We start from the raw sequence: 13,085 nt of genomic DNA, 5'->3' as shown, positions 1-13,085 counted from the left end.
TGTATGTGTGCCCTAGTCAATAACGTATATTGCGTTGGTCGTAATTATCAATTGCATGCCGCCGAACTCGGCAATGCCGTGCCGGAAGAACCGATGATCTTTCTCAAGCCTTCCCATGCGGTCGTTCCGCTGGACGGAAGCGTGCTGCAGCTGCCCCTGGATCGCGGCAGTCTTCATTTTGAAGGGGAGCTTGTCATTCAGCTCGCGGAGGATTACTCTCCAGGGATGACGGTTGATGAGCTTGTAAAAACAATGGCCCTTGGCATTGATTTCACACTGCGTGACGTTCAGACGGTGATTAAGGAGAAGGGGCATCCATGGACCGCGGCGAAAGCCTTCAAATCCTCTGCGCCCCTTACCCCATCCATAACATTCCCGGGAACCGCAAAGCTGGCGGCTACGGATTTCACCGTATTGAAGAATGGCGATGAGGTGCAGCGAGGGAACGTGAAGGATATGATCTTCTCCCTTCAGCGCATTATTGATTATATTGGCGAATTTTATGGTCTTGGCAAAGGGGATTTAATCTTCACGGGAACGCCGGCAGGTGTCGGTCCAACTGAATCGGGGGATGTATTCGAGTTATTCTGGGGAGACATCCGTCTGGGCCGCTGCGAAATCGGGTAATCTGGCAAGCTATCATGGGAGGGATTGCAGATGGATTGGCTGATTGGAGCCGCAGGCGCCATCATTGTTGCGGGAGCGGCCTACCGGAAACGATCGCTATCGGAATCCGGAGCCGCCGCCGCTATTCTGATGGGCACCATATATTATGGAGCAGGGAACGTGTTTTGGTTCGGGACCCTGCTTCTTTTTTTCATTACTTCTACGCTGCTTTCCCGATATGGAAAGAAACGCAAGGCTGATCTGGAGAAATCTTATGCCAAGACCGGCCGGAGGGATGCAGGACAAGTATTCGCCAACGGCGGTATCGGCATGGTGCTGTGTCTGTTAAACGCATGGGCCCCGTCCGAGTTGTGGGTGCTGTTGTTTATAGGGGTCATGGCTACGGTGACGGCAGATACCTGGGCGACGGAGTTAGGAAGCCTCAGCCGGCGGCCGCCGCGTTCTGTCCTTAACGGAAAGGTGCTGACTGCCGGAGAATCGGGAGGAGTATCCTGGGCGGGCTCCATAGCGGCAGCGGCAGGGAGTGTACTGATCGGAGCCGGGGGATGGCTGCTGGCTGAATGGAGCGGTATGAGCGCGGAGTTACTCTCATATGTTCTGGCGGCCCTTGCCGGGGGATTGGTCGGTGCATTTGCTGACTCATATCTCGGAGCGGCTGTACAGGTGATGTATCGCTGCCCGGCGTGCGGTAAAACTGTCGAGGTGGCGCAGCACTGCGGACAGGAGACCGAACGCATGCGAGGGTATTCGTGGATGTCCAATGATGCCGTCAATCTGCTCAGCTCACTTCTTGGCGGGGCAGCAGCATATGGGACTGCAGTGCTGGTTGCGTTATAATGCAGTTCATTCATCGATTAACGATTAACGAAATCTATAGATGTAAGTAGGGATCAGACCAATGAATATCTTGACCGTAGAACAGGTAAACAAAAGTTATGGAGATAAAATACTGTTTCAAGATGCATCCTTCGGCATGGAGGATCAGGACAAGATTGGCATCATCGGTGTAAACGGTACAGGAAAATCTACGTTTCTGCGCGTTGTCGCAGGACTTGAACCGCCTGACTCCGGTAAAATATCGATGGGCAATCGCATCCGGGTGCGCTATCTTGCTCAGAATCCCGAGTTTGATCCGGATAAAACCGTTCTGCAGCAGGTGTTTGAAGGGGATCTCCCCGAGATGAAGGCCGTCCGGGAATATACCGAAACAATGGAGCTGCTGGAGCTCCATCCGGGCCATGAAGAGCTGCAGCAGAAATTGCTGAAGCTCAATCAGACGCTGGATTCGCTGCAGGCATGGCAGCTGGAGAGTGATGCAAAGACCATTCTGTCCAAGCTTGGAATACGCCATTATGAGGCGAGAATGGGGACACTCTCGGGTGGACAGCGCAAGCGGGTGGCTTTAGCCGCTGCCTTGATCCAACCGTCGGATTTACTCATATTGGACGAGCCGACCAACCATATCGACAACGAATCTGTTGCCTGGCTGGAGCAGTACTTGCAGAAGCGCCGGGGCGCCCTGCTTATGATTACGCATGATCGGTATTTTCTGGACCGGGTGGCCAATGTCATGCTGGAGTTGGATCATGGACGGCTGTTCCGATATGAGGCGAATTACAGCCGTTTCCTGGAGCTGAAGGCAGAGCGCGAGGAGCGGGAAGCCGCATCCAAACAAAAGCGCCAGAATCTGCTGCGGAACGAGCTTGCCTGGATTCGCAGAGGAGCAAAGGCCCGTACGACCAAGCAGAAGGCGAGAATCGACCGTTTCGAGAAACTGAAGGATCAGGAGATCATACAGGGCTCCGGTGATCTGGACGTATCGGTTGCTTCCACCCGTCTCGGCCGCAAAATTCTAGAGATTGAAGGTCTCCGTAAGACGGTCGGCGACAACATATTGATTGAGGATCTATCTTACATCGCCGTGCCCGAGGATCGGATCGGTATCGTGGGTCCGAACGGGAGCGGTAAATCCACGCTGCTGAATCTCATTGCCGGAAGGCTTCAACCGGATGCCGGCGAAGTCGTGCTTGGGCCAACAGTTAAACTGGGTTATTTCACCCAAGAGCATCAGGAGATGGATGGCAGTCAGCGCGTGATCGAGTATATCAAGGATGAGGCAGAGGTTGTTCGTACGGCGGACGGCTCTGCCATTACCGCGGCCCAGATGCTGGAACGCTTCCTGTTCCCGCCTGCGCTGCAGTGGACGCCGATAGCGAAATTGTCCGGAGGCGAGAAGCGCCGGTTGTACCTGCTGCGAGTGCTGATGAGTGCACCGAACGTGCTGCTGCTGGATGAACCGACAAATGATCTGGACATACCGACATTGTCCGTTCTGGAGCAGTATCTGGATGAGTTTCCGGGTGTTGTCATCGTGGTATCCCATGACCGGTTTTTCCTGGATCGAACCATGGATAAAGTCATGGCGTTTGAGGGCATGGGGCAGATTCGTGTCCATGTTGGCTCTTACAGCGAGTACGCAGAGTGGATGCAGCGTCATGGCAGCGAGGCTGCCGGAAGCAAGACGGATGCAGCCGGTAGCAGTGGCGCTAAATCAGCTTCGGGAAGCAACACGGTGCCGGGCGGCAGTTCAGGTAAAGATACACCGCGCGAACGTCTGAAATTCAGTTATAAAGAGCAGCGGGAATTTGAGCAGATTGATGGTCTGATCGAAGCTGCCGAGAACAAGCTTGTATCCGTTCAATCGGAGATGGAAACCGCCGGTAGCGACGCAGCCAGGCTTCAGGAGCTGATGCGGGCTCAGGAGGAAACGGAGCGTGAACTGGAGCATCTGATGGAGCGCTGGACCTATCTAAACGAGCTTGCCGAGAAGATTGAGCAGAGCAAGAAATCCTGATGCGTCAGGCAGGTTCAAAGAGAAAATAAGGGGCGTCCCCAGGCCTTGTGCCTTGGGGACGCCCCTTACCTATAGAACGGTTTATTTCACGTAGGCTGCCAGCAGTTTGACGGTGTTAAGAACCGCCTGTTTGTGCGTTCTTTCCATCGCGTGGGATGCATGGACGCCGGGACCGATCAACGCAGCTTTGATGTTGCTGCCTGCGGAGAGCGCCGCCGAAGCATCGGAGCCGTAATGAGGATAAATATCAACGGCATATGCAATGCCTTCGCTCTCGGCCAGTTCAATCAAACGACTGGTCATGTCGTAGTCATAAGGGCCGGACGAGTCCTTGGCACAGATGGACACGTCGGTTTCCTTGCAGCTCAAATCATCGCCGATACAGCCCATATCCACCGCAATCATTTCATTGATGTCGGCAGGAATGTAGGCTGCGCCGTGTCCAACCTCTTCGTAGTTGGAGATAAGGAGTTTTACATTATATTTGGGCTTCCAGTTATCGCGCTTCATGCTTTCGAGCAAGCCGAAGAGTGCAGCGACGCTGGCTTTGTCATCCAGATGACGTGATTTGATGTAACCGCTGGGAGTAATGACCGCACGGGCATCAAAGGAGACGAAGTCTCCAACGCCGATGCCGAGTTTTTTTACATCATCGGCTGATTCAACTAATTCGTCGATCCGAACCTCCATATTGGCTTCCTGGCGCTTTAAATCACGGGCGTCACTGTATACGTGAACCGAAGGATGGGTGGAGAGGATGGTTCCGGTATATGTCTTGCCGCTGCGTGTATGGATGATGCAGTATTCATTCTCAATGCTGTTCATCATGTATCCGCCAACGGAGGTAAGCCGGAGCGTACCTTCCGATTTCACGGCACGAACCATCGCACCAAGGGTGTCGACGTGAGCGCTCAGCCCGATCGTACGGCTGCTGTCTTGTCCAGCGATGGACAGGATGGCGCCGCCTTTTTCGTTCCATGTAAGAGGAACATCAAGGGAAGCGGCTTCCTGTTCAATCCGCTTCATAATGGTGTGGGTATAGCCGGTAGGACTCGGTGTATCGAGCAATGCCTTAAGCAGGTCCAATACGTATGTTTCATTCGGTTGTATAGCAGACATTAGATGTCAGGCCTCCTTGTTTCTTTCATTCATATTGATTCATCATCCGGGGACATCAGGGTTCAGCAGGAGTGTCCTTCGGATCTTTTTTCATTTCCTCGTCCGCAGCTTGCATTTCAGGAGTGTATCCCGTTACTTCACGGATATGTATAAGTTGTTCCGCTAACGAACGGATTTCCTTCTGCATTTGATATTGACGGTAAATGCCGAATGTACCGACAATCAGTCCCCCGATCAGAGAGCATCCGATAATGAGTAGAATCAGCGGTACGTTGACTGTACCGAACAACAGGTTTACTGCAACGGGATTGACATTGATCACGGCAAATACGGCTGTAATAAGGGCAAACAATAAAGCTGCGATTAGTGACCATTGAATTTTCATAGGGAACACCTCCTTCCTCAAACAGTATAAAATCCCTTGCCTGTAAAGGGCAAGGGATTTTATTCCACTGGTCAATTGAGAATGATGCATCTCGCTCAAGCGTTGATTATTTTGTCAACTGCTCCATTTGGCTGATGATGTCTTCGAACACACTCATGGCCTCGCGGATAGGCTCCGGAGACGACATATCCACGCCAGCCTTCTTGAGGATGTTAATGGAGTAGTCGCTGCCGCCGCTCTTCAGGAATCCGAGATAGCGGTCCACCGCAGGCTGGCCTTCCTCCAGAATCTGCTTCGAGAAGCTGGTTGCAGCCGAGAAGCCGGTTGCGTATTTGTACACATAGAAGCTGTTGTAGAAATGAGGAATCCGTGCCCATTCCATTCCGATTTCTTTATCCACTTGCATCCCTTTGCCGTGATATTTCACGTTCAATTCATAGTAGATGTCGGAAAGATCCTGAGGTGTCAGGGATTCGCCGCTCTCAGCGCGCTCATGAACGATTTTCTCGAACTCGGCAAACATCGTTTGACGGAAGACCGTTGTACGGAACTGATCGGCATAGTAAGTCAGCAGGTACATTTTTTGTTTGGGATCCTTGGCGTTTTTCAGCAGGTAATCCATCAGCAGGGCTTCGTTGGTGGTTGATGCCACTTCAGCTAGGAAAATGGTGTACTGCGCATCCCGATATTTCAGGGCGTTGTCTGAATAGTAGGAGTGAAGGGCATGCCCCATCTCATGAGCCAGGGTAAACATGCTGTTCAGGTTGTCTTTATGGTTCAATAATACGTAAGGATGGGTACCGTATGCACCCCAGCTGTATGCGCCGGTTCGTTTGTTCTCGTTCTCGTATACATCGATCCAGCCGTTGTCATAACCTGCTTGCAGGCTGCTCAGGTAATCCTCGCCAAGCGGCGCAAGGCCTTCCTTGGTCATTTGTTTTGCTTCTTCGTAAGTGATGTCCCATTTGTACTCTTCCACGAGGGGAGCGAACAAATCGTACATTTGAAGCTCATCCACGCCCATCAGCTTCTTACGGAGCTCCATGTAGCGGTGCAGGAGCGGCAGACTCTCATGAATGGTGTCGATCAGGTTTGTGTAAACTTCCTTCTGGATGTTATCGCCATACAGGGCCATTTCCAGTACAGAAGGGTATTTGCGGACACGGGAATAGAAAATATTTTTGTTTACGTTGGCATTCAGCGTAGCAGCAAGGGTGTTTTTCTGCCTGCCATAGGTGTCGTAAACCGCTTTGAAAGCACGCTCGCGCACTTCGCGATTCGGGCTTTCCAGGAATTGAATATAGTTGCCGTGTGTGAGTTCAACTTCCTTGCCTTCTTCGTTCTTGATTTTCGGGAATTTCATGTCCGCATTGTTGAGCATGCCAAAAATCGTTTGCGGTGCAGAGGAGAGGTTGCCGACTTGAGCCAGCAGCGCTTCTTCCGTCTTGGAGAGAACATGTGCTTTCTCCCGTTTCATCTCCGTCAGCGTGAACTTGAATTCCTTGAGGGCAGGGTCCTCGATCAATTTGTCCAGTTCCGCTTCAGACAGGGACAGTATTTCAGGCGTGATGAAGGAGAGTGCTTCTCCAGCTTCGACATTCAGTTTTTTGGCTTTGGCGGATAGCGATTGATATGTAGGGTTTGCTGTATCTTCATCATGATGCATGTGAGCATACACGTATAGACGCTCGGCATGATAAGAAATTTCGTCTTCGAGCTCGAAGCATTCTTTGATGGATGCCGCGTTGTTTAATTTGCCTTGATACTCGTCTGTGCGTTTAAGAAGATTCTTCAATTCCGCAAAGCTTGCATCCCATGCTTTCTGGTCGGCGAACATATCCTCGAGTTTCCATTGATGCTCTTTAGGGACATCCGCGCGTTTCAACAATTGTTCCATAGAGATCCTCCTTGAATGATGTGTATTATTTGGAGTCCGGGTTTCTTCAGATAAGGCTTGGGAGCGGGCAGTAGAAACAGCGATCAGGCTGATAGCAAGTGTAATGCACATCACCTTGGCGCCTCTCATGGCATAACCTCCTCGGATTAAGCTATCCGAGCGATAGTATGCCGCGTACCCGCTACTTTCATCCTAATAAAATTTACGAGGAACCCAGATTAAAGAAACTGTATACAATAAGGTAAAAGGCAAACAGGATGAAGGCGACCGCAGTCACGGCCATCCCTCTTCTCAGTTTTGTTGGAATCCGATCCCGGTTCATGATCATAATGGCACCCAAACTGAAGGCAAGAATAATGAAGATGACAATATTCGTATAATCCATGTTACACCTGCTTAAAGGCAGCCATCATTTGTCGCCATTCATCTTCCCGGCCTTCAAAATCATCCTTGGGGAAGCGGTTTTGAGCCCAGTGCATCAAAGCTGGCCGGCTCATAAACGTATGTGTCTCCTCACCCCATTGGTCAGAAATTTCTCGGAGAACGATGTATCGGCCCTGTACTTCAACCGTCATCATGTTCCATTTGTCTTTTTTGTATATTTCATGTTTTTTGATCATATTCAGTCTCCGTTTGCTACTTAGGCTTTTGGGTAAATGATAACGCACTCGCGGTCTTAAAAGCAAATAATCTTTACATTAAAATAGCGGCCCAAAAAAGCATTGCGGGGTGATTTGACGGATTGCATTGTCATAAAACATGGGATATAATATGGATATTCGCCATAGATGGCGGTATTTTTAGGAGGTTGTTCATTTGAAAGGTACAGTTAAATGGTTCAATGCAGAAAAAGGTTACGGCTTCATTTCCGTTGAAGGTGGCGAGGATGTATTCGTACACTTCTCCGCAATTCAAGAAGAAGGCTTCAAGAGTTTGGAAGAAGGTCAAGCGGTTGAATTCGACATTACTGAAGGTAACCGTGGTCCTCAAGCAGCCAACGTAACAAAACTGTAAGCTAACTCCTGATACGGAGATCTTATAGAATTACCAAGGCATGAAGCGCAGTTCTCCCCCGAGAACTGTGCTTTTTTGTATTGTAATGGGACAAGCCCATACTTGTGAAAAAAAGGGGAAGCCCGGATTGCCAATCGCCATGGGGTCCGGACTTGCCCTTTTTGAGGTTAAGGCGCAAAGGAATCTGCGCTGCATTATGCGCTTATTCCACTGATATTCATATCCTCCGGTTTGGCAAAAAGGTGCCGGTAGAGAAACCCGACAAAGGCCACGAAGGCTAGAAAGGCGGCAAGCAGGTAAAAGGCCGGTCTTCCCGCAGCTTCAAACAGCAATCCGCCGAAGGCTCCGCTGAGAAGTCCCGAGGCGCTCGACCAGAAGATGATGAAGAGCGCCATGCCTGTCGCCCGGTACTGCCAGGGAATGATCCTTGTAATATAACGGACGGCGGTTACATAGAACACGCCAAAGGTAATGCTGTGAAGCGACTGAACCGCAAGTACGGACAGCGGGTCGGATGCCAGCGACATGAGCAGAAATCGGAGTGCAAACATCAAGCTTGCAAAGCCAAGGAGCGGCAGTTCCTTCATCTTGTCACCATATTTGCTGAGCAGAAAGAAAATGGGGATTTCACTTGCAGCCGAAATCATTAAGGACCAGCCGATGAGACCCTCGCCGGCACCCAATCCGGATAAGGTGAGGGTAAGAAATGCTTCATTCATGCGGTGTGCGATGGCAAGGCAGAACGAGCAGCCGAAGAACCACAATATCTCTTTGGAGCGCAGAATTTTGAGGAGGGCGGACAGCTCCACCGGCTCGGATTTGGTTGCAACTCCGTCGCGGAGAAGAAAGGAACAGAGCAGCGTAAACACACCGATCCCGATGCCGATAGCCAGTGTCGCTGAAGCGCCGGCAGCTCCGACAGCATAGCCAATCGCCAGCGCGAAGAAGGCATACCCGAGAGAGCCGAATACCCTGATGACCGTAAAGCTGCGGCCGTACCGCTGAGCCGTTTGGATGGCCATGGTATCCGCCAAGGGATAAACCGGATAGTAGAAAAAATAAAACAGGCTGATCGTGATCAGCACAACGCCAAAACTGGAAACCTGCCACAAGACGAGCATCGTCACAAGCTGTCCGATAATCAGAATGTTCATGATGCGCTTGATGGTCCGGTACTTGTCGCTTGTGTAGCTCCATATCATATTGGAGAACATGGATATAAGCGGACCGACCGCATACAAATAACCGATTTGCGCGCTGCTGAAGCCGATCTCTTTGTAATATAACGGAAAATAAGATATGACAAGGGCTGTTGTACCAAATATCGTAAACATAAAGGCGCGCAGCCAGTTCTGATCCGGTCTGGACGAAGCGGGAAGTTGCATGATGGGATCTCCGATCTCTAATGAACCCGCTTGTACAGCGGCATTCACGAGGTAAGTGGTCTGTTATTTAGCTCCGATTAGTATATAACATACCACGAAATGGAGATAGTTGGACTAAAGCTGACAATAAACGACATACAGGCGTCAATGATATGTGTTATTTGTGCAAAATGAACGATCATATTATAATAGGTTTGATTTGGATAGGTATAAAAAGACAACCATGTGGAGGCAGAGTTCATTGAATAATCAAGAGCTAAGCCGTAAAGTTCCGCGCAGTCCGGTTGGGCTGATGAGCCGGGTGTACAAATTTATACTTCCGGAAGTGCGGATCGAGTTGGAGAAGTGGCGCCGGGAGGCTGAGCAAATTCCGGATGAGGAGCTACGAAAGCAGGCACTGGCCAGTTTAGATACCAAAAAATTTCACTGCCAGGGCGGTGCAGTTTATGCCGCAGCCAATCTGCCGGAGAGGCATATTCTCATTCCATTGATTGTAGCTTACCAAACAATTAGCGATTATCTCGATAATTTATGTGACCGCAGTACTTCGCTGGACCCAGCGGACTTCAGACAGCTCCATCAGTCGATGCTGGATGCCGTTACACCTGATACGGAACCTGTTGATTATTACGCTCTTCGGACCGAGAGGGAGGACGGAGGGTATCTTCTTCGTCTTGTCCAGAAATGCCGGAATTGCATCGGCGAATTATCAGGATATGAAGCGGCAAAGCCCTACATAAGGGATTTGGCTGGGCTGTACACCGATCTTCAGGTGTATAAGCACATCCATCCGGATAAGAGAGAAACGGCATTATTGGAGTGGTGGTCCCGGCATGCCCACCGTTCACCGCATCTGCGGTGGAATGAGTTCGCGGCTGCAACGGGATCGACCTTGGGCGTGTTCATGCTATTCTTGGCTGCAACTGATCCGTTTTTGGATGACGAGGATGCTTCGTCCATTCATGCGTCTTATTTTCCGAATGTATGCAGTCTCCACATTATGCTGGATTATCTTATTGATCAAGACGAAGACAGGCTGGGTGGCGATCTGAATTTTTGTAATTATTACGAAGATGCCGATACGATGCTGAACCGTATAGCTGCCATTGTGGAGTGGGCCCGGAAGGATGTCAGAACAATTCCCTCGACCCCTTTTCATCGTATGATCATTGAGGGGTTACTGGCGTTATATTTATCCGATCCAAAAGTCAGCGAGCAGCACTTGGTTCGCAACGTATCCAAACGTTTGATGAAGAAGAGTCCGATGACCCGGATCTTTTTCTACGTCAACAGCCGATGGATTCGCAAGCATAAGCATGAGTGACATTGAAGGAGGAATAAGAAACATGGCAGAGGTTAAAAAGATTGCAGTTCTTACAAGTGGTGGCGATTCCCAAGGGATGAACGCGGCGCTGCGAGCGGTTGTACGCAGCGGTCTGTATTATGGTCTGGAGGTATACGGGATTCAGCGCGGATACCAGGGGCTGCTGGAAAACGACATTACACAAATGGACCTGCGCAGTGTCGGAGACATTATTCAGCGTGGCGGTACCATCCTGCGCTCAGCGCGCTGTGAAGAGTTTAAGACACCCGAAGGGCAGCAGAAGGGTGCCGACATTCTGAATCAGCACGGCATTGACGGTCTGGTCGTTATCGGAGGAGACGGTTCTTACCATGGGGCGAACAAGCTCAGCAAGCTTGGGATCAAAACGATGGGTCTTCCAGGAACCATTGATAACGATATTTCCTTCACCGATTACACCATCGGCTTTGATACGGCTGTAAGCGTCGTTGTGGACGCTGTAAATAAATTGCGCGACACCATGTCCTCCCATGCCCGTTCGTCTGTTGTAGAGGTTATGGGGCGCCACTGCGGCGACATTGCTCTTCATGCCGGCCTTGCTTCGGGTGCAGAGACGATTCTGGTGCCGGAAGTGGAGTACAACCTGGATGAAGTGGCTTCCCGTTTGCGTGAGAATTTTGCAAAAGGCAAACGCCACAGTATTATCATCGTAGCTGAGGGCGTTGGACGCGGCGAGGATATCGTATGCGACCTTAAAGAGTGCCACGCATCAATCGATGCGCGTGTAACGGTGCTCGGTCATATCCAGCGCGGGGGAGCTCCAACACCTTTTGACCGCAACCTCGCAAGCCGCCTTGGCGACTTTGCGGTTCGCAGTCTGATTAATGGGGAGTCCGATAAAGGATGCGGCATTATCAAGGGTGAACTGGTTCTCACGGATATTGACAAGGTCGTTAACACAAAGAAGGAATTTGACCGCGACTTGTACGATTTGGCACTGCGTTTGTCTCAATAAGCAGGGTCCGGCGTATAACGGAGCAACCCCTAAAAAAAACCGTCTCCAATGGCAGAATGATTTCTGCATGGAGACGGTTTTTTTATGATGGTGCGGATACGGTCGAAGAGGCTGCCTGGCGTGCAAACTTTCCCTGCACCTTGACCAGGCGGAGGAGCATCAGGACTGCACCGACGGCAAGTCCCGTTATTAAACCGATCCAATAACCGAAGGCCTGCCAATCGGTGTAATTGGCGAGCACATATCCGACAGGCAAGCCGATTACCCAAAATGACAGGAAAGCGAGCATGAAGGCCACGTTGACGTCTTTGTAACCCCGCAGCGCGCCTTGGGTCGGTGTGGCGATGGCATCCGAGATCTGGAAGAAAATCGCGAACAGCAGAAAGTGCTGGATCAACGCTACAACGGCAGGTTCATTAGAGTACAGTCCGGCAACCTGGTGACCGGCCACAAACAGAATGACAGCCGTAATCAGCGAGAGGACAACGGCTGTACTTATCCCGAGCTTCGCGTACTTCCAGGCGTCCTTCATTCGTCCCGAGCCGGCTTCATAACCAACAAGAATGGTCAGGCTCATACATATGCTTAACGGCAGCATATACAGTGTCGTGGCAAAATTCAAGGCTGCTTGATGGGCGGCAATGGTCGCCGTATCAAAGTTGCTCATAAGCAGTGTTACGGCTGCAAACACGGCGGTCTCGAGAAAGATGGAGAAGCCGATGGGGACGCCAATCTTTAGCAAACCTTTCCAAGCGCTCAAGGAAACTCCCTGCAGCTGCCTGAAGACAGCAAACGAAGAGAACGGGTGTTGTCTGTGAATCGTAATGATCGCGATCACCAAGACCGTCCAATACGTAATAGCAGAAGCAAGACCAGCACCTACACCTCCCATTCTTGGGAAGCCCCACAAGCCATAAATGAGCAGGGCATTCAAGCCCACATTCACGGGAAGGGAGATCAGCGTGATCACCATGGAAATCCTGGTTTGCCCCAGCGCATCGATAAAGCTGCGGAGCACCGTATAAGCGAACAGCGGGATGATGCCTAACGATATGGCGGCGAGGAATTGCGAGGCGATACGCCGCACCTCAGGCTCCAGGCTCATCGCACCGAGTATGCCGGGTACTGCGGCATACCCGATAGCGAGTACGACAATGGCGAGTAAAATGGACAGCCAGAGTGCCTGATTGACCTGGTAAGCGACCTTGTTTTCCTGGCGTCCGCCAACGAGCTGTGAAACGATGGGGGTAATCCCCATTAAGATACCGCTAAGGCCGGTCTGAACTGGAATCCAGATGCTTGTAGCTATCGCTACGCCTGCCAAATCGACTGAACTGAACTTTCCTGACATATTGGTGTCAAAAAAAGTAATGGCAGATAAAGAAAGTTGTGTAACCAGGATGGGAATCAGAATGATCGCGAATTGCTTCAGTTTTCCCCAGGTTGTTGTTGTCGGCTGCATGTGTGATTTGGCCCTTCTTTTTTC

Annotated in this window: 13 protein-coding genes; 6 read left to right on the top strand and 7 right to left on the bottom strand. The window is 50.8% G+C overall.

Features of this window, described 5'->3' with window-relative positions:
* Window positions 1-3 precede the first annotated feature (3 nt).
* From M2277_RS02690 to M2277_RS02680, 3 genes are all read left to right on the top strand, one after another.
* Entirely contained in the window at window positions 4-627 is a 624-nt protein-coding gene (locus M2277_RS02690; protein ID WP_006211720.1) for a fumarylacetoacetate hydrolase family protein, read from the top strand.
* Window positions 628-657: 30 nt separating this feature from the next.
* The gene (locus M2277_RS02685; RefSeq protein ID WP_076150979.1) at window positions 658-1,464 is read left to right on the top strand and encodes a DUF92 domain-containing protein; all 807 of its coding nucleotides are present in this window, start codon (window positions 658-660) and stop codon (window positions 1,462-1,464) included.
* A gap of 61 nt (window positions 1,465-1,525) precedes the next feature.
* Window positions 1,526-3,481, top strand: coding sequence for an ABC-F family ATP-binding cassette domain-containing protein (locus M2277_RS02680; RefSeq protein WP_280754076.1), 1,956 nt, complete (start codon window positions 1,526-1,528; stop codon window positions 3,479-3,481).
* A gap of 81 nt (window positions 3,482-3,562) precedes the next feature.
* Here M2277_RS02680 and M2277_RS02675 read toward each other — a convergent pair whose 3' ends face one another.
* From M2277_RS02675 to M2277_RS02655, 5 genes are all read right to left on the bottom strand, one after another.
* Complete coding sequence (locus M2277_RS02675) at window positions 3,563-4,600, bottom strand: M42 family metallopeptidase (protein WP_063480226.1); 1,038 nt, start codon at window positions 4,598-4,600, stop codon at window positions 3,563-3,565.
* Window positions 4,601-4,655: 55 nt separating this feature from the next.
* Window positions 4,656-4,985, bottom strand: a complete 330-nt coding sequence (locus M2277_RS02670; protein WP_006211716.1) for a LapA family protein — start codon at window positions 4,983-4,985, stop codon at window positions 4,656-4,658.
* A 106-nt stretch (window positions 4,986-5,091) separates the two neighbouring features.
* Entirely contained in the window at window positions 5,092-6,882 is a 1,791-nt protein-coding gene (gene pepF, locus M2277_RS02665; protein ID WP_063480225.1) for an oligoendopeptidase F, read from the bottom strand.
* Window positions 6,883-7,084: 202 nt separating this feature from the next.
* The gene (locus M2277_RS02660; RefSeq protein ID WP_006211713.1) at window positions 7,085-7,267 is read right to left on the bottom strand and encodes a hypothetical protein; all 183 of its coding nucleotides are present in this window, start codon (window positions 7,265-7,267) and stop codon (window positions 7,085-7,087) included.
* Window position 7,268: 1 nt separating this feature from the next.
* Window positions 7,269-7,502 carry a hypothetical protein gene (locus M2277_RS02655; protein WP_006211712.1) on the bottom strand — a complete coding sequence of 78 codons (234 nt, stop codon included), beginning with the start codon at window positions 7,500-7,502 and terminating at the stop codon, window positions 7,269-7,271.
* A 196-nt stretch (window positions 7,503-7,698) separates the two neighbouring features.
* On the opposite strand from M2277_RS02655, the gene M2277_RS02650 reads away from it, so the two are divergent.
* Complete coding sequence (locus M2277_RS02650) at window positions 7,699-7,896, top strand: cold shock domain-containing protein (RefSeq protein ID WP_006211711.1); 198 nt, start codon at window positions 7,699-7,701, stop codon at window positions 7,894-7,896.
* A gap of 194 nt (window positions 7,897-8,090) precedes the next feature.
* Here the strand turns inward: M2277_RS02650 and M2277_RS02645 are convergent, their stop codons facing one another.
* Window positions 8,091-9,281, bottom strand: coding sequence for an MFS transporter (locus tag M2277_RS02645; protein WP_036641570.1), 1,191 nt, complete (start codon window positions 9,279-9,281; stop codon window positions 8,091-8,093).
* Window positions 9,282-9,522: 241 nt separating this feature from the next.
* Here M2277_RS02645 and M2277_RS02640 point away from each other — a divergent pair, with 241 nt between their 5' ends.
* Together M2277_RS02640 and pfkA are read left to right on the top strand one after the other, a co-directional pair.
* On the top strand, window positions 9,523-10,605 hold the full coding sequence (locus M2277_RS02640) for a tetraprenyl-beta-curcumene synthase family protein (protein WP_036641571.1): 1,083 nt from the start codon (window positions 9,523-9,525) through the stop codon (window positions 10,603-10,605).
* A 22-nt stretch (window positions 10,606-10,627) separates the two neighbouring features.
* Window positions 10,628-11,599 (top strand): 6-phosphofructokinase, encoded by a 972-nt coding sequence (pfkA, locus tag M2277_RS02635; protein WP_036641573.1) that lies wholly within the window; start codon window positions 10,628-10,630, stop codon window positions 11,597-11,599.
* 82 nt (window positions 11,600-11,681) lie between these two features.
* Here the strand turns inward: pfkA and M2277_RS02630 are convergent, their stop codons facing one another.
* Window positions 11,682-13,061, bottom strand: coding sequence for an MATE family efflux transporter (locus tag M2277_RS02630; RefSeq protein WP_280754075.1), 1,380 nt, complete (start codon window positions 13,059-13,061; stop codon window positions 11,682-11,684).
* Between the last annotated feature and the right edge of the window lie 24 nt (window positions 13,062-13,085).

This window comes from Paenibacillus sp. LBL (assembly GCF_029893715.1).
Lineage (GTDB): Bacteria > Bacillota > Bacilli > Paenibacillales > Paenibacillaceae > Paenibacillus_AQ > Paenibacillus_AQ glucanolyticus.
Note: the sequence above shows the minus strand (reverse complement) of the source record. Positions and strands in the feature narration are given on the sequence as shown.